The sequence below is a fragment of the Radiobacillus sp. PE A8.2 genome (genome assembly GCF_045635475.1).
Classification (GTDB): domain Bacteria; phylum Bacillota; class Bacilli; order Bacillales; family Amphibacillaceae; genus JBJGXI01.
Genome location: NZ_JBJGXI010000058.1, coordinates 12,488 through 29,532, shown reverse-complemented (window position 1 = coordinate 29,532; position 17,045 = coordinate 12,488). Strand labels below are relative to the sequence as shown.

Annotated in this window: 18 protein-coding genes, 1 pseudogene and 1 riboswitch; of the genes and pseudogenes, 5 read left to right on the top strand and 14 right to left on the bottom strand. The window is 36.1% G+C overall.

Annotation, left to right across the window (positions count from 1 at the left end):
* Positions 1-222: 222 nt before the first annotated feature.
* From ACI6MV_RS21950 to ACI6MV_RS21940, 3 genes and pseudogenes are all read left to right on the top strand, one after another.
* Positions 223-1,069 (top strand): annotated as a pseudogene (locus tag ACI6MV_RS21950) (toxic anion resistance protein); the annotation flags it as partial.
* Positions 1,070-1,298: 229 nt separating this feature from the next.
* On the top strand, positions 1,299-1,691 hold the full coding sequence (locus ACI6MV_RS21945) for a hypothetical protein (RefSeq protein ID WP_407272471.1): 393 nt from the start codon (positions 1,299-1,301) through the stop codon (positions 1,689-1,691).
* A 282-nt stretch (positions 1,692-1,973) separates the two neighbouring features.
* Positions 1,974-2,921 (top strand): DMT family transporter, encoded by a 948-nt coding sequence (locus tag ACI6MV_RS21940; protein ID WP_407272470.1) that lies wholly within the window; start codon positions 1,974-1,976, stop codon positions 2,919-2,921.
* A 353-nt stretch (positions 2,922-3,274) separates the two neighbouring features.
* On the opposite strand, the gene ACI6MV_RS21935 is transcribed toward ACI6MV_RS21940, so the two are convergent.
* From ACI6MV_RS21935 to ACI6MV_RS21895, 9 genes are all read right to left on the bottom strand, one after another.
* Positions 3,275-4,087 carry a MetQ/NlpA family ABC transporter substrate-binding protein gene (locus ACI6MV_RS21935; protein WP_407272469.1) on the bottom strand — a complete coding sequence of 271 codons (813 nt, stop codon included), beginning with the start codon at positions 4,085-4,087 and terminating at the stop codon, positions 3,275-3,277.
* Between the two features lie 68 nt (positions 4,088-4,155).
* Positions 4,156-4,818 carry a methionine ABC transporter permease gene (locus tag ACI6MV_RS21930; RefSeq protein ID WP_407272468.1) on the bottom strand — a complete coding sequence of 221 codons (663 nt, stop codon included), beginning with the start codon at positions 4,816-4,818 and terminating at the stop codon, positions 4,156-4,158.
* Positions 4,808-5,842, bottom strand: coding sequence for a methionine ABC transporter ATP-binding protein (locus ACI6MV_RS21925; protein WP_407272467.1), 1,035 nt, complete (start codon positions 5,840-5,842; stop codon positions 4,808-4,810). The genes ACI6MV_RS21930 and ACI6MV_RS21925 overlap by 11 nt, the downstream gene beginning before the upstream one ends.
* A gap of 176 nt (positions 5,843-6,018) precedes the next feature.
* Positions 6,019-6,121: riboswitch (SAM riboswitch) on the bottom strand.
* Positions 6,122-6,220: 99 nt separating this feature from the next.
* Positions 6,221-7,354: an N-methyl-L-tryptophan oxidase gene (gene solA, locus ACI6MV_RS21920; protein WP_407272466.1), complete on the bottom strand. Its 1,134-nt coding sequence runs from the start codon at positions 7,352-7,354 to the stop codon at positions 6,221-6,223.
* A gap of 544 nt (positions 7,355-7,898) precedes the next feature.
* A complete protein-coding gene (locus ACI6MV_RS21915) occupies positions 7,899-8,372 on the bottom strand; it encodes a hypothetical protein (RefSeq protein WP_407272465.1) in 474 nt (157 codons plus the stop codon).
* A 151-nt stretch (positions 8,373-8,523) separates the two neighbouring features.
* The gene (locus ACI6MV_RS21910; RefSeq protein WP_407272472.1) at positions 8,524-8,805 is read right to left on the bottom strand and encodes a DUF3221 domain-containing protein; all 282 of its coding nucleotides are present in this window, start codon (positions 8,803-8,805) and stop codon (positions 8,524-8,526) included.
* A gap of 247 nt (positions 8,806-9,052) precedes the next feature.
* Positions 9,053-9,430, bottom strand: coding sequence for an aspartyl protease family protein (locus ACI6MV_RS21905; RefSeq protein WP_407272464.1), 378 nt, complete (start codon positions 9,428-9,430; stop codon positions 9,053-9,055).
* Positions 9,427-9,675 carry a hypothetical protein gene (locus ACI6MV_RS21900; protein WP_407272463.1) on the bottom strand — a complete coding sequence of 83 codons (249 nt, stop codon included), beginning with the start codon at positions 9,673-9,675 and terminating at the stop codon, positions 9,427-9,429. Before ACI6MV_RS21900 ends, ACI6MV_RS21905 begins: the two co-directional genes overlap by 4 nt.
* A 495-nt stretch (positions 9,676-10,170) precedes the next feature.
* Entirely contained in the window at positions 10,171-10,653 is a 483-nt protein-coding gene (locus ACI6MV_RS21895) for an immunoglobulin-like domain-containing protein (protein ID WP_407272462.1), read from the bottom strand.
* 292 nt (positions 10,654-10,945) lie between these two features.
* On the opposite strand from ACI6MV_RS21895, the gene ACI6MV_RS21890 reads away from it, so the two are divergent.
* Both ACI6MV_RS21890 and ACI6MV_RS21885 read left to right on the top strand, forming a co-directional pair.
* Positions 10,946-12,706 carry a sensor domain-containing diguanylate cyclase gene (locus ACI6MV_RS21890; RefSeq protein WP_407272461.1) on the top strand — a complete coding sequence of 587 codons (1,761 nt, stop codon included), beginning with the start codon at positions 10,946-10,948 and terminating at the stop codon, positions 12,704-12,706.
* A 290-nt stretch (positions 12,707-12,996) separates the two neighbouring features.
* Complete coding sequence (locus tag ACI6MV_RS21885; protein ID WP_407272460.1) at positions 12,997-14,148, top strand: AI-2E family transporter; 1,152 nt, start codon at positions 12,997-12,999, stop codon at positions 14,146-14,148.
* 209 nt (positions 14,149-14,357) lie between these two features.
* Here ACI6MV_RS21885 and ACI6MV_RS21880 read toward each other — a convergent pair whose 3' ends face one another.
* The 5 genes from ACI6MV_RS21880 to ACI6MV_RS21860 all read right to left on the bottom strand — a co-directional run bounded on the left by ACI6MV_RS21880 (position 14,358) and on the right by ACI6MV_RS21860 (position 17,029).
* Positions 14,358-14,717, bottom strand: coding sequence for a type II toxin-antitoxin system PemK/MazF family toxin (locus ACI6MV_RS21880; protein ID WP_407272459.1), 360 nt, complete (start codon positions 14,715-14,717; stop codon positions 14,358-14,360).
* Positions 14,717-14,980, bottom strand: coding sequence for an AbrB/MazE/SpoVT family DNA-binding domain-containing protein (locus ACI6MV_RS21875; protein ID WP_407272458.1), 264 nt, complete (start codon positions 14,978-14,980; stop codon positions 14,717-14,719). The genes ACI6MV_RS21880 and ACI6MV_RS21875 overlap by 1 nt, the downstream gene beginning before the upstream one ends.
* Positions 14,981-15,152: 172 nt before the next feature.
* Complete coding sequence (locus tag ACI6MV_RS21870; RefSeq protein ID WP_407272457.1) at positions 15,153-15,677, bottom strand: hypothetical protein; 525 nt, start codon at positions 15,675-15,677, stop codon at positions 15,153-15,155.
* Between the two features lie 13 nt (positions 15,678-15,690).
* On the bottom strand, positions 15,691-16,143 hold the full coding sequence (locus tag ACI6MV_RS21865; protein WP_407272456.1) for a LytTR family DNA-binding domain-containing protein: 453 nt from the start codon (positions 16,141-16,143) through the stop codon (positions 15,691-15,693).
* Between the two features lie 304 nt (positions 16,144-16,447).
* Entirely contained in the window at positions 16,448-17,029 is a 582-nt protein-coding gene (locus tag ACI6MV_RS21860) for a hypothetical protein (protein WP_407272455.1), read from the bottom strand.
* Between the last annotated feature and the right edge of the window lie 16 nt (positions 17,030-17,045).

The following is a 17,045-nucleotide window of genomic DNA, read 5'->3' as shown; positions in this document are numbered from 1 at the left end:
CAAAAAAGAGCGATTCATCCCACATCTGAAGAAGTGGGCTTTCTCGCTCTTAAGTTCTGTAATATTCTATTATTCTCACTTAAGTAGACTTTAGCTCTATATGGTTATGTTATTGAATAATAACATCTTATAGAGTTCTATCCAATAGGATCTTCTATTATTCACTGACATTACTAGCTGCTCTAACATAACTGATGAACTCTCTGCGGCTAAAAAAAATTCATGAATCCAGACGATTTGAATTCTGAGAAACAAAACGTTTTAAAACGGATATTCGGGAAGCTATCTAGCTCTGCGCAAGAAGTTCTCTCAAAATACCAAAAAACTGGCGTACAAATTGACCCTATAAGTGTAAAACTAGAGCGAAATAAAGATGTACTATTATCTGATATAGCGATGTTAGAGAAACTTTATGAAAATAACAAAGAATATTTCAAAGGGCTGAATATCTACATTGTCGCTGGAGAACTGAAGCTTGATGAGATACAAGAAAAGGAAATACCTGCTCTGAGGAAAGCTGCCGAAAGTACAAATGATCAAATGAAGTATCAAGAAGTAAATGATCTCATACAATTACGGACCGTTTGGAAAAACGACTGTATGATTTGAAATTAAGGAGGCAAATCACGATTCAAAGTGCACCACAAATAAGACTAATCCAAAATACAAGCTAGGTTCTAGTGGAAAAAATTCAATCCTCCATATTAACAGCAATCCCATTATGGAAAAATCAAGTAGCGATCGCTCTTACGATGTTCCGACAACAGCATGCGGTTGAGGCTCAGAAACAGGTATCCATAACAACCAATGAACTTTTACTAAAAAATGCCGAAATGTTAAAAACAAACACGACTGAAACAGCCAAGTTAAACGAACGGGGCCTTGTTGATATTGAAACGTTAAAACAACACAAGAAAGTTTGGTTTCTACACTTGATGAAGTACTAAAAATACAAGACGACGGACGAAGAAAACGCCTGGAAGCGCAGCAAGAAATTAGTTCGATGGAAAATGAGTTGAAGCAAAAGCTATTGCAAATAAGAGAAGGGAATTTAATGATTGTGTTGTAGCGAAAAATTGTTTCATTTTAATAAGCAAAAACTGTGTCATCTGTTTCAAGTGGTCTCAAAAGATGAACCTGTATTCATCAATGAGATTATATAGTGACGCAATTGATTATTTTTATTGCAGCTTTTAGCATTAAAGACAAATAAAAATTTGTAAAATTGCACTTAAGCTCCCTCAGATAGAAACTTAAAACCTTATATTTCCGTCTATTATCTAAAAGGGGGTATTGGAATGATAAAAAGAATGTTATTTCTTGTTCTTCTTTCATCGATTGTACTAGTAGCCTGTAATAATCAAACAAATGGAATCAATGAAAGTGATATCGGAAATCCAACTGTGAAAGAAATTTTAACAAAAAATAATGATGCAGATATTTTTGTCTTAAATGGTGTCGTATATAGTAATGCAGAAGATATTGAGTGGGTTAATGAGATGGAATTGACTTTAGGTAAAGACATCGGTGAGATTAAAAAACAAACACAAGAAAGCGATGAATTTGAGAATTTTACTGCCTCAAAACTACCAGTCGGCACTAAAATATATGAACCAGTCGAAAAAGGGGACATCTATATTGTGCAAGTCAATGACAAAGAAAGAAGATACTTAGGTTTGCGAGAAGGATAACTTCTTTGTTCTATGTTTTTTTAAGATAGCTGTTGTTTTTTAGTTGAAGAAGACAATCGAAAGAAACGCCCAGAGATTAATAATTTCTGAGCGTTTTTCAATGCCAATTATATTGTGATTTTTCTAGTTATTTCGTTTACTAAATCATTTTCTTTTTAACCTCCTATTTATAATCGTTTGCTCCAAACCAGATAATCCCTTCAATCATTTCTTTTGCTAAACGGTCAAAGGTGTCATACGATATACTTATTTCACTTATCTATATTTGGGGAGATGAATTGGTTGAAGGGTTTATTTCAAACAAAGTGGTCAGTCATAAGTATTGCTGTCCTCTGTTCTGTCTTATGGGGAAGCGCCTTTCCCGTGCTAAAAATTAGTTACGAAGAACTGCAGATGGCTCCAGATGACATCATTGCAAAAATTGTATTTGCGGGCATTCGTTTCTTACTTGCGGGCGTGATCGTATTAGCAATCTTATTAATAATCAATCCAAAACGAATTTTCATAACTCGAAGGCAATTGTTTGTTCTGGTTATATTAGGTATTGTACAGACGGCATTACAGTACTTTTTCTTCTATAATGGTTTGGCAAAAGTAACTGGGATGCAAGGTTCGATCCTAGCAGCCAGTGGAACATTCTTCACCGTAATTCTGGCACACTATTATTACAAAAATGATCGCTTGAATTGGAAAAAATCGATAGGACTGACTGCAGGTTTTATTGGCATTATTATTGCCAATTGGGGGCAAGAGTTAAGACTTAGCTTTGATTGGGATGGAGAAGGATTCATGATTCTTTCTGGCGTTACCACAGCAGTTGCAACAATTATGGCAAAAGAGCTTGCGACAGGCATCCATCCATTTGCAGTTACTGGTTGGCAATTGAGTTTAGGTGCAATTCTCATGCTTGTTATCGGAGTGCCACAGATTAGCAAGGATGCTATCACTTTTTCACCTTTAGGATGGGGATTATTGATTTATTTGGCCCTACTTTCTTCGGCAGCATTCGGTCTCTGGTACTCTTTATTGAAATATAATCATGCCGGTGAAATCAGTATATACAAATTCGTATCACCTGTTGCCGGTACTAGCCTTTCCTCCATTTTTGTACCTGGGGAAAACTTGAATGTTTCAATTATACTAGCGATTATGATGGTCGCGATGGGGATTATAGCAGTTAATTATCCTAGCAAACAAGTTGATCAACTGAAACAAAAGCAGGTAGGATAAGATAGAGTGCAGACCTTCCATGTGAACATTTTTCCATATGATTTTTTGGTTCTATATGGAAAAAGCGCAAATTTCCTGCTTCTTAAATTAGAAAAGCGCAGTGCGCCGCTCAGAAACCTAGCGACTGGAGCGAATCGACTGAGATAAAGGAATCATGCCCCTGCAAAAGGGGGATGTCGACGTTGGACGACAAGTCCGCTTTTAGTCGACTTTCCATAAAACCTGAATCAATGATGACTTATCGTAAGGCGATTCGTGAAGTCGCTACGTTTCTGGCGCTCGGAGCTAGACACTTGTACAGATTTATATATTTCTTATTCTATTAAAAAGGAACCCCACTGGGTTCCTTTTCATTATTCTCCTATCACTTCTTCAATTGGTCGGATTACTGGAACAGCTGCTCCATCAAATTGTTCTTCGATAAAGCTTGTCACTTCATCTGAATGATAGATTTCTACAATCTTTTGTAATGCTTCTTCATCTTTACGATCTGTGTGTGCAGCGATGATATTAATATATGGTACGTTTTGATCGTCTTCACGGAATACTGGATCACTCGTTGGATTTAAACCTGCCGCAATTGCAACATCAGAGTTGATCAATGCTGCTGTAGCATCTTGTAAGCCACGAGCAGTTTGGCCAGCAGTTACCGGGACAATGTCTAAGTTCTTTGGATTTTCCGCAATAGCTTCTAAACCACCAGCACCTTCAAAGCCTTCTTCAAGTGAAATTAATTCTGCTTTCTGCAAGAGCATTAACGCTCTTCCTAAGTTTGTTGGTTCTTTTGGAACGATGATTTGTGCACCATCTTCAATGTCACTTAACGCTTCTACTTCTTCAGAGTAAATACCCATCGGCCAGATTGGCGTGGTACCAATTGCAGATAAGTTTAAATCGCGTTCTTCAATAAAAGATTCAAAGTAACTAATTGTTTGGAAAGCATTTAAATCTATTTCACCATTGTCTAATGCAATGTTTGGTTGCACATAATCGCTAAACTGAATGATTTCAATTTCAATACCTTCTTCTGCCGCTAATTCTTTCACAAGCTCCCATGTTGGTGTTTCTGCTGTAGTTGTTCCGACTTTAACAGTTTCGCTGTCAGATCCACAACCTGCAATAATAAATAGTAATAATGCTGCAAACGCAAATAAAGTTTTCTTCATATCGTCTTTCTCCTTCTTGTTGTAATTTTTATAATAGAGTGACCGAAATACACCCTGAAACTAACACATTAAGATCTTCTTATTTTTCTTGAAAAATAGTTGCCTAGTGACTGCACAAGTTGAACCATAATCACAAGGATAATAACCGTAATAATCATCACTTCTGTTTGGAATTGGTTGTAACCGTACGAGATAGCTAAGTCACCAATACCCCCTGCACCTACAGCACCAGCCATTGCTGTTGCACCAATTAAACCAATAATCGCGATCGTTAATGATAGAATTAACGATCCTAGAGCTTCTGGCAATAAAAACCGCCAAATAATCTGCCAAGGTGTTGCCCCCATCGCTTGTGCTAGTTCAATCGTACCTGAACCAACTTCTAATAATGAGTTTTCCACTAATCTACCAATATACGGTGCTGTATAAAACACTAATGGAACAATCGCTGCAGTTGTACCGATTGATGTTCCTACAATGAATCGCGTAAATGGAATGATTGCAACGATTAAGATAATAAATGGAATCGACCTGAGTACATTTACAATAACATTCAACACTTTAAATACAGCTTTATTTTCTAAAATGCCCTGTTCCCTCGTAACAACTAAAATGATTCCGAGTGGGATCCCGATTAAGATTGAAATTAGGAAAGTGACGATGATCATATACAATGTTTCATTAAGAGACCCTAATAATTCAGGCCAAAACCAAGCCCAATCAAACTGCATCTGGCACTACCTCCTTAATCGTCACCTTTTTCCCTTTAATAAAGTCAACGACTTTAGTAATCTCACTTGCTTCCCCGTTCAATTCCACAATAATATTACCAAACGGCTGTCCTTGAAGTTCTGTAATTGTTCCATAGATGACGTTAATATCTACGCTGAAATTCTTAGCAACATCAGAAAGTAATGGATCATTAGCAGATTCCCCTTTATACAGAATTCGATATACAGAATTAGAAGCACTTTTTTCTAAAACTTTTCTTAAAGTTGCTTCTGGTAACGCATCATTTAATACGGTCCGAACAAAGCTCCTAGCTATCGCTGTTTTCGGTTCAGTAAACAAATTAATAGTAGTATCCTGTTCCACAATTACGCCACCATCTAGCACGGCTACGCGATCACAAATGTCTCTAATCACGTTCATCTCATGGGTGATTAATAGAATCGTAATACCTAACTCTTCACGAACCTGCTTTAACAGTTCTAACACGTTGTTCGTTGTATCTGGATCAAGTGCCGAAGTAGCCTCATCACACAATAATACGTGTGGATCGGTTGCTAGCGCTCTAGCAATACCAACTCTTTGCTTCTGTCCACCGGAAAGTTGCTCAGGATAATGATCTGCTTTATCTGCTAGACCTACAAAAGAGAGAAGCTTCGTTACTTTTTTCTCAATCTCATCTTTGCTATAGCCTTCTAAAATAAGTGGCATAGCAACATTTCCAAACGCCGTTTTCGAATGTAAAAGATTAAACTGTTGGAAAATCATCCCTATTTTCTTACGTTCCGCTCTTAGCTTTTTAGGAGATAATTTTGTTAGATCAATTCCGTTCACTTTCACTTTTCCCGAGGTAGGCTTTTCCAATAAATTTACACAACGGATCAACGAGCTCTTACCTGCACCGCTATAGCCGACAACACCGAATATTTCGCCTTTTTTCACCTCGAGGTTTATATCTTTTAAAGCTTCAACGGGGTTTTCTCCACCCTCACCGTAAACCTTCCGAATTCCTTCAAGTACTAACATATAACTCTACTCCTTTGCTTTCTCAAACGCTGCAGTTCAGCACTGTATTAGCGTCCGTAGACTCCCACTTAAACATCCCCGTTTACTTTATGTTTTGAAGCAACAGTCGTTCTGACGATTATTCCAGTATAAAAAAGAGCCCATTTCAATTGAAAGAGGCTCTTTATTTTATAAAAACCTTATCTTTCAGAAAAAATCTTCTGTAGGATGTAGCACCTTTCTTTAAAGAAGGTTGCTGGATGTCATTGGGCCTTGTCCCTCAATCACTCTTGATAAGCATACTATTTAGTTAATATTTTCACATCATATCGTGTTGCCGCAAACTTGTCAACAATATTAGACAAACTTTGCGAATATCAAATAACGGTAATATTTACATTATTTTGGAAATCTTTTTATAGAAAAAGGACTAATATCTAATGCTGTTTCACGATTTCCCGTCACCAATTGGCTTAAAATCTCTCCGATCACACTACTGAATTTAAATCCATGTCCTGAAAATCCGCAAGCAATAATAACATGCTCATGATCAGGGTGCTTATCAATGATAAAATCCCCGTCTGGAGTCATCGTGTACGTACATGCCCTACCGATATTATGGGCACCAACTTTTGGCATACACCGTTCAGCATAACGACTTACATCTCGCTCATCTTGTTCATATGTGCCAAATTCATCTAACGGTTGGCTCATATCTCTTGGAATCCCACCATCGTGTCGCCCTATTTTGACACCTGCTTGATCAATGCTTGGAAATCCGTAATATGTTTCCGTTGGTAATTCAAATGAAAAGGCCGGAAACGCAGTCGCATTGTAGATACTTTCGTCTGTGTCAAACCAAGAGAATGTATTTCGCTCCTCTTGCAGTGGTAATTCCAACTTTACTAATGGAAGAAGCATTCTTGTACCTGCTCCAGGCGTCATGATTAAAGATTCTGCCGTAAAGCTTTCCTCAGCTGTTTCCACTTTTACACTATTTTCAAAAATAGAGATCGATGTTACGGGGGCATTAACCTTAAGCACTGCACCATGTGCTTCTGCTTGTTTACGGAACGCCCTAATACAATTCTCACTCATTAATACTCCTGAATCTACCTCAAAACAGCCCACATATCCTTCTGGCACACGAAAGCCAGTCCAACGTTGATTAATTTCATCGGCAGTTAATTGCTCTACATTCAAGGAATAACTATTGGCACTACGAATCACGTTTTGAATAAAGGTTGATTCTGGTTTTCCAACATTAATAACTCCAGTAGGAATAAAAATCTTCTCGTCAGATTGCTCCTCAAGTTCATACCATAGCTCTTGCGCACGTAAAGCCATTTCAACATAGCTTTCCCCTTCACCATAAGCATGTCGTATAATTCTTGTTTCCCCATGGTGAGATCCTTCAGCATGCGGAGGATTATGGGAATCAATTAATAATACACGCTTCCCTTGTTTTGCTAAGTAATAGCCTGCAGCCATGCCCATCGAGCCCGCGCCTACTATAATAACATCATAGTCCATCTATATATACGCTCCTTTAATGTTAAGCAAGTATCATAATTACAATAACTAAAATCATACCTTCATTAGCAGCAAAATTCAATAATTTTAAGACGCCTATAAGGTTATACTATTAGGAAAGCAATGTTGCCGGATTATGAGGAGGAGTGAGTGCTCGGTGGTGTATTGGGGGCTGGGCATGACGGGGAGTCGCTGACGGCCACCACTGCGCTTATCTGTGACAAAAGAGCCATTTTTAGAATGGAGCGGCCACCAGCGCACTTATTTAACTGAAATTGTAGTTTCAGAGGTTTGTTATTGGTAAATTAGTGCTGTGGTGGCCGTCAAAACATCAAAACTGGAATCCAAGGTATAATAAGGACTTCTGTGACCGCTTAGTTCTGGACGCCTTCACAGTGCCGCGTTCCAAAACAACCAATGACCTTTTACTAAAAATGCCGAGATGATAAAAGAAATACGTTGAAGCAAAAGCTATTACACATAACTGAAGATAATTAAATGACCGTATTGCCATGTAATAGGTGCCAGGCACTTTTTAAGGATACTATCGTTCCTTAGAGACCCCCATCAATGTTGGATCAGCACCGTACCAAGTTTGATGATCATTATCCTCGGTGAACGGTTGAATCCAGCTAGCACCGAAATGAAAAATTTGATTTTTGGTAGATGAATTTGTTTCACATTGAATTCCATTACTCAAATAATTCCCTGTATAGTCATAACCGTATTCCGTCTCCAAACCAAAACTCGCCTCTGCGCCAATTGTAAGTTTGGTAGAATTTTTATAAAAAGCAATTGTTTCGAACCTTTCACCACTTTCAATGTCTCCCTCTATATCAATTGATGGTAGGCAGCATCGGATCTTCTGGACCTTTGAATTATTACTAAATTTATACTCAATTAGATATCTGCCATTAACATCTGAGCATCTTTTATCTAAAGAAACCTTCGTTGCCTTGAAATTGATTTCATCATTATTAACAAACAATTTAATTGGGCCAATAGGAGTTAATAGCATTTATGCATCTCCCTCTCTATCCACTCTATTCTGTTCACCTTTATGCATATCACGAACAATTCTTCAGATATAAATGTAACTGTTTAACAATCGGTCATGATCAATATATTTCATTGCATATCATATTAAAGTTCCAGTTAGTGAAGCAAAGTTATTCATCTACTTCATACTTTCCTAATCGCCCTTGTGGTGGCTGACTATCGTTTAAATTGCCATCTATCCAAACCTTGACGTTTGATCCTTTTTGTAATGTTTTAAAATCACTTTTATCGTCAAATGATAATAGTAGTTCTCTTTCGTAGCCTTGCTCGATTATTCCAGATTGAATCTCCATTAAATCTTGATTACTTTCTTTTAATTCTAAAACTTCCCCTTCAAAATCTGTTTTACTACTATATGTTTTATTTTCCGAACACCCAACTAAATGAAATATTATAATGACTAATCCAATTAAAATGAATGGAAATTCTGAGGTTCATATTCAATCCACCCTCTATCTATATTCGCATTTATCTTTTTAATAAAAGTTCCAACATATCGGCTTCTACTAACCTGTTGCCCTTAGATTATAGTAGCTGCTGATTCTGTTTTTGCACCCATTAGCACAAATAACAACATTCAACCTTTTTGTTTATCTGGATTGTTCTGGATTTTAAGTTATAAAATATAATCCTAACCCTTTACTCCGATTGATAGATAGCTAATTTATCCATATTAATTATAAATCCATGCTCTTTAAGAATATCTAACCCTAACAAACCATTATGTCCTTCAGGTAACATACCCACATCTAATTCAAACTCCTTAATTGAAAATGTATCTATCTTTATTTCCTCCATCACCTTAGTATAAAAAGGAACACTCCCTCCAATACCATATGCTTCATAAATTTTATCACCGTTTTCGTAAAGGACTCCAATTGCTTCAAGGATATCTGGACTGATAACAGTGTGAGATGATCCAGTATCGATGATAACGTCATCAATTATCAATGTTCTCCCACGATAAACAACAGTTACTGCTGTCGTAAGTAACTGTCCATTGTAAAAAATATTCATTGAATTCGTCTCACTTTCATTAAAGGATCTCTTCGAATATGAATGACGAATTCTTCATTCGCTGTATGGTAAACAATAGTACCTTCTTTCGTCTTAAACAGTTCTTTCGTTGCGTCCTCATCTGCAATTGGTCGAATAGGCGCTACTTCATCTACGACCTTCTTATCACCTTTTATGTGATAATCTATTATGGAAACTAAAAGAAATTGATTAGGAAATAGCTCCCTAACTTCTTGCCACTTCATGAAGCATCCCTCCATTTGTTTCTATTATAATCCAGACAACTCTTAAAATCACATTGTAAGTTAATAGCAACCAAAACCGTTATAACACATATAACCATCCGTTTGTTGAATATCTAATTATTTAACAATCGCTTTATATCTTGATTTTCAAAACCCTTTTCAGGTGGCAATGGTTTTATCATTTCTAGTTTTTTAAAAAAACTTTGTTAACAAGATAGTTTGCTTTTTCCCAGTCAACTTTTTTGACATATACAACATATTGTTTCTCATAATCCATATTCATTCCTAAACTACAAAAGTTTCCTCTTGGTGTCCATTGATTTAAACATGGACCATGATGATTTACGACTTTGTAGACATTTTTAATACCTTCCTTTTTTATACCCGCCTTACCTGATACAATTTTCCAATTGAATATCCGATATACACAACTCTTTTATTAAATAAAAACATAAAATCCCTCCTTAATCTGAACTCTTGACACGTGGATTTTTGTTAATCGATTGTAAACTCCGCAGCCAAATAGAACTTATCATAGTCTCCTGCTTTTCTAAAATCAAGTACATCTTTCACTATACGGTACTCACCAGTATCCAGACTTCCATACAGCCATTCCCAATCAGCTGTCCATTCACTAACATCTGAAGCATTCAATTCATAGCCAATATCATTAAACCCGTAGTTACCATCTAAGGTCACAGGGACTTGATACCAACTACCTTCTATTTTCTTTTCCAACATAAAATATTCACCATAAATACATTCCTTGTCAGCCTTATTCTCAAAAGTAACAGTCAATCCAGTAGTAGAGACCTTTCCATCCTTTACAATCATAGTTACTCCTTCAAGGTTGTTGACAGTTTCATGTATTGTAGGTTCCCAGTCAGTTCCTTTAGAACTATTACTCGAAGAACTTCCGCATCCTGATAAAAGTATTAAACTTATTAATACACAGGGTAGCAACCAAAAATATCTCATTATAAGATTTCCCCCTTTTAATTATTAGACGTATAATGCGGGGTTTAAGTTTCTTTTATGATGCTAAACTGTCATTTAATTCAATAAGAGCTTCGGTATCGACAACGACCTACGTTTGTTGGTTAATTAAATGTCTCTATTATTTTTTCTTTCAAGGATTGTAAAAGATTTGGTTTATAGAACACACAAGTTATAGAGGATTCTATAAACCAAATTCTTTCGGCACAGTATTTAAAATAGCGTATAATACATAGATGGAATAAATTAAACAACTTGGAAGGAAGGTCCAATCGTGGTTCAGACAAAGCTACTTTATCAAATTTACCGGGTTGCTGTCTTCTTGGTATTAATGCTGTTATTGATTCCTCTTTCAGTTAAGGGATCTTCTGAAGCAAGTCGTATCATACTCGGACCCCACTACGATGTATTTCATGATTCATCCAATGAAGTAACGGTTGAAGACTTAATTAGTGGAACTTATGATCCATACTTTACACCGAGCACTCAAAAATATCCTTTTTTTTGGCATACAACTGATACGATTTGGCTTCGTCTATCTCTGGATGATGTGATACAAGGAAACCCGAGTGGCTACGTGTTAGAAAGCATTGACAAACAAGATCACGTTGATGCCTATTTTGTCAAAAAAGATGGAACTTACACTGTTCAAAAAGGTGGGATTGCAGGACTCGATAGTCAACCGATCAGATACTTTGCTAGCTTATTTACATTTGAAGACCCTGATGTGACAGAAGTGTATATTGCGCTTTACGGGGAAATGCCACTCATGTTCAGCTCTTTTTTATATACAGATACAGGTTTTCTTGAAAGAGTCATTACTTATAAGATTTCAACTGGTTTATTTTATGGCTTTCTACTTGCGCTCATGCTGTATAACCTATTTTTGTTTTTTTCTCTTAAAGAGAAAGCGTATATTTTCTATGTATGTTATATGTTCAGCTTTATGGCATATCAAGCCACGATGAATGCGTTTGATCTTGAACTTGTTGGCCACATTTTTCCTGACTGGTTGCTCTTTCGGACATTACCAATAAGTTGCTTGTTACTGGTTGGTTTTATGATATTATTTGGCAAAGAATTTCTAGAACTGAAAACCCATTTACCAAAACATAACAAGATACTAAACATCTTTTTATATCTGACTATTTTGTCTCTTTTATCTACCTTTGCCGTGCCAAACCTTGAAGCTGTCAATAATGCAATTATTGTTCTTACCCTGATTGTCTCTACATCTCTTTGGATCACGGGTTTAATAATGTTACTAAAAGGCTTTAAAATGGCTCGTTTCTACATGATCGGTTGGACGGTCTTACTTGGATCGATGCTTATTCAAGGCTTCGGCTTTCTAGGATGGATTCCTATTAATCCAGGTCTCTATGAAAAAGTACCGGCAACCGCCGCTTGCTTTGAAGCGATCTTTCTCTCATTAGCACTGGGTGATAAGATAAACTTAATGAGGAAAGATATGAACGATAAACTAGAAGAAAAAGTCCAGGAGCGAACAAAGCAACTCGAGGCAACAAAACAAACGCTTGTGCAGCTCGCCAATACAGACCGACTCACTAGGATTCCAAATCGATTGCGGCTGGATGCCGAATTAGATAAACAGCTACAGACAGTTAAAACAAACGACACTTCATTATCACTTATTTTGATAGACGTAGACCATTTCAAAGACGTCAATGACAAGTTTGGCCATCAAGTCGGTGATATCATACTTAAGGAAACAGCAGACCTTATAAAAGAAAAAGTTCTCAAAACCGACTTGGTTGGACGATGGGGTGGTGAGGAATTTTTAGTAATTTCACCTTATACAGGAACTGTCGAGGCAATGGAACTCGCTGAGGAGCTGAGACAGCACTTTGAAAATCATTCATTTAACGAAGTAGGCCAAACAACAGCCAGCTTTGGAGTAGCCACCTACATAGAAGGTGATACCCATAGCACCTTACTGTCCCGCTGTGATAATGCGTTGTATGTGGCAAAAGAAAAGGGACGAAATCAGGTTGCTTTCCATGACCCGAGTGATTAGTAAGTCTAGTAATTAGATTATAAAAAGACCACCATAAATCAAAGTTGCAAGAAATTAGTAATATAGCACTATAAGTAACTAAGGACCTTTTCGAAGTGCAGAATGGGTCTTAGTTATTTTTTTGTCGAACAGTGCCAGGCACTGTTCGTACAAGGATTTTGTTTCAAAGGAAGTGAATAACCAGCCATGTTGGTGACTTGAACAGGTGGATTGTATATATAATGTTTTTATGTACAACACTTCGGATATATAATAATAAGCATAAATTAGCTTTAAAGGGGATGTCTTTCATGGAGGAACAACATAGATTTTTAAAATTAATTGGCGGTAAAAACATTTTTTACATATTAGCTTTTTTTATATTAATAGGTATTACTATCTTTATTTATACGAAAGTTGCTTTTATCTTCTATCCACTGAAGGTCATTTTGTCTACCATAGCAGCTCCGATAATTTTAGCATTTATTGCTTACTATCTACTTAACCCAATTGTAGATTTGCTCGAACGACTTCGTATTAAAAGAATTTGGGGAATTATCATCCTAATTCTCGGTATAAGTGGTGTTTTAACTGGAATTATCCTGTTAACTGCTCCTTCTATTGAAGCGCAAATCAAAGATTTAATTCAAAGCTTTCCTAATTATCTAAAACAGCTAGGAGACAGCACAACAGAATGGATGCAGAATTCTTTTTTAGGGCCATATTATGATGATGGTTATAACTGGGTAATGGAGCGATTAGGTGAATTGCCTCAATTAATCGGAACTTATCTTTCTAATGGTTTTCAAGGCATACAGAATGTTGCTAGTACAATTACAAGTACGATTGTATCGATTGTAACCTTTCCATTTATCTTATTTTTCCTATTAAAGGATGGTAAGAAATTTCAACGATTTACGATTAAATTGTTTCCACCTAAATTTAGAGATGATACAAAACAAATCTTAAATAATATTGATACGCAAGTTGGTTCTTACATTCAAGGGCAGATTATTGTTGCTACGGTGATTGGCATTTTATTATTTATCGGTTATCTTATCATCGGACTTGATTATGCATTCACGTTGGCTATTGTCGCAGCAGTAACAAGTGTTGTGCCTTATTTAGGCCCAACAATAGCGATTATTCCAGCTGCAATCATTGCCATCGTTAGCTCTCCATTTATGTTGTTAAAGCTAGCAATCGTGTGGATCGCTGTTCAATTTTTAGAAGGGAATTTCGTTTCTCCAAATATCATGGGGAGAACGATGAAAATCCATCCTTTAACGATTATTCTTGTGCTATTGATTGCAGGTAATTTATTCGGTGTTGTCGGTGTCATTCTTGGTATTCCAGGCTACGCGATCGTAAAGGTAATTGGTTCTTATCTTTTCTATAAGTTTAAGAAACGATATAACAAGTATTATGGAGACGACCGTGGATATTATGAAATGGAGGAATAATTAAGGGTTCAAATGTAAGGAGTGAAAGTGAATATTGTTCCGATAAATGTCCATACATTCACCTCACACTTTAAGTATGGACGGTAAGGAATAATGCAAAAAGAAATAGCATTTAAAGACGGTGGAGTTAATGTTCCCTTAATTCAAAAAAAGAGACTATTCATCATTCAGAAAATCCGACAATTTGAAAGGGGATTCTCTCCTGTATGTTAAAAGCCGCCATTTCGTTCATCATAATCTTCATAAATATATGTATGTATCACTTGTACAACTTTATTTACAAAGTCATTCGGTACTTTTCCTTTCACCTCAGCATTTCTTGTTTTCCAATCTAAATTTATAATTTGATCGGTAATAATGACACCTTCAAAATCAAGACCATCTGGAATAGGTATATGGAAACCCCATTTTCTTTGTGTCCTACTGATTGGACATACGGATGCATAACCTGTGACAAGATTGAATTTTTCAGGGGATATAACAAGAGCAGGTCTTCTTCCAGCCTGCTCTGTTCCAGTCTGGGAGGGAAAGTCTAGATAAATAAGGTCACCTCTATCTGGTACTTGCATTATAATTCTTCCTTTCCAACCGTGTCACCAAACAATTCTCCAACAGGGTTTTCTCCTTCACAGCGAGAAAGAAGGGAATCCAATGTTGGTCTATCTGATACTTTTAACATCATTCCATCTTGCAAGTCATATACTTCTAATTCAGTGCCGTTTTCCACACCATATTTTTGAGCTAATTTAAAAGGTATACGAACACCGATACTATTTCCCCATTTTTTAGCCGTAATAGACATGATATACACCCATTTATGATTTTTTTCCATTATATTACACCCTAAATAAATTTGTATATACTAGTATATACAAAAACGTTGTAATGATACCTTTTGATAACTATAATTATAAATTATTTTCTCAATCATTGAATGATGAGTATGGTAAATGAACTTTTTACGAACAGTGCCAGGCACTGTTCGTATCGATCACAACACAAGGTTACTTCTTGTCCTCTAATAGCTGAATCTTGAAGATATTAGTAATGTCTGCGCGGTCGGTGACTAGTGTGATTGAAACCAAATCACCTTCTGATAAATCAGAAAGCTGGATAAGCGTATCCTGCTGATATATACTCACTTCTGCCCATACATCATATTGAAAATCACCTCGGTAATTCTCATCATTGAGGGATATACCATCAACCAATAAAGATCTCTCGCCAACTTCTTTTACTTCTGCATAGAATGTCTGAATATCAGAATGTGACATCACCCATGCATCTTCTTCGTAATCTTTATAGGCATTAACATATCCCGCAAAATAGCTAATCAATAAGCCAATCAATAAAACTACTATGGTCATAACAATAGCGATTTTATTTGGAGGAACCATTTTACGCTTGCCCTCGGTTGCTCCTAAAGCCCTATTGATATGCCGTTTATAAACTTGAAAATAGACAGTAACGGTAGCGACTAATATAATTAGAATTGCAAACACTGCGAGAAAATAAATAGGAAAACCCATGTAATTGCCTCCTCTATATTCCGAAATATTCTTTAAAAATGTAGTAATAGCTTCTTGTTACATCAACTCTTTTACCATTAGTCATGGTAAGGATAAACTTTGACGAAAGAGTAGGTGTAATTCGTTTAACCTTATTTGTTGCAATCACAACAGAATTACTTATACGCAAAAATTTTGTTGGATCGAGCAAACTGACAATTCGGTATAATCGGTCGGTAGCTTGGTATTGTGCTTCTTTCGTCCCTACCTCAACTGTATGACCGAACGATTCGATACAAACAATATCCTCTACCAATACAATGATCCGCGCATTTTTTCCTTTTTCTCTCACAATCAGATGATCAATGAAGCTATTGGTTTCACTTAATACCAAGTCGGCAGTATCATCTATTTCAATTCCTCGTACTTCGAGTGCAGATTTGATTTCATCATAACGCTCATTATTAATGTCAAGTTTGACTTTCAAATTGCAACCTCCCTTCGTTCATCGCGATACATAGCCATGTTTCTAAAGTAGTATAACAATCGGATTTTCGTATCTCAATATAAGAGGAACACTTTACAGATATAGTTACATAGATTGCACAACATGTTGTATGAACATTAGCATTTTTCTCTTTCATCGCATGTCTGCAGGCTTTTCTGGGTCTATGGGAATGTGAGCCATTAGAAAAGGAAACAATTGACACTAAAAGGACCACACACATTAGACATATCTAACGTGTGTGGTCCAATTTTATTACCTTCTTCAATTAAATTTACCTGTTTAATTAATCTTTTCTTGACCGTTCATAAAAAATTTCAAACATCATAAAATTCCCTAAAAAACTCCCGTGAAGATTATTAAATTGAATTCTTAATGTCTTTCTTGATTCAGCAATTCCAGTTTTTATATCAACAATTTCTTCTTCTAATGACAATAAACTTTCAATACTATTGACTAAATAATGCCTTTGTTCTTGTGTATAATCTTCGTTAGCTATAAGTTCTAACAAAATCTTTCTAGCGTTTTTAACTTCGAATAATATTTCACCTAAATCATCTATACTCATCTTAACAGGTACTTTACTTACTAACCAATCTTGTTCAAATAAAGGAAGCAAATATTGAGTACGGTCAATAGTTAAATCATAATTACTTTCCGTTGTTAATTCGTCTAGATCTTCTTGATATGAACTTTTAAACTCTTCTAAATCGTTAACATATTGATCGACAACAATTGGATCAGGTTTGAAAGCATAACTTTTATAAACACTAACAAATGAATAGGGATAAAACCAAGTCATTATAACAAATGAAATTATAAATAACCCAACTACACCTATAATGATTCTTTTCATTTTATTATTCACATTTAATCCTCCACCT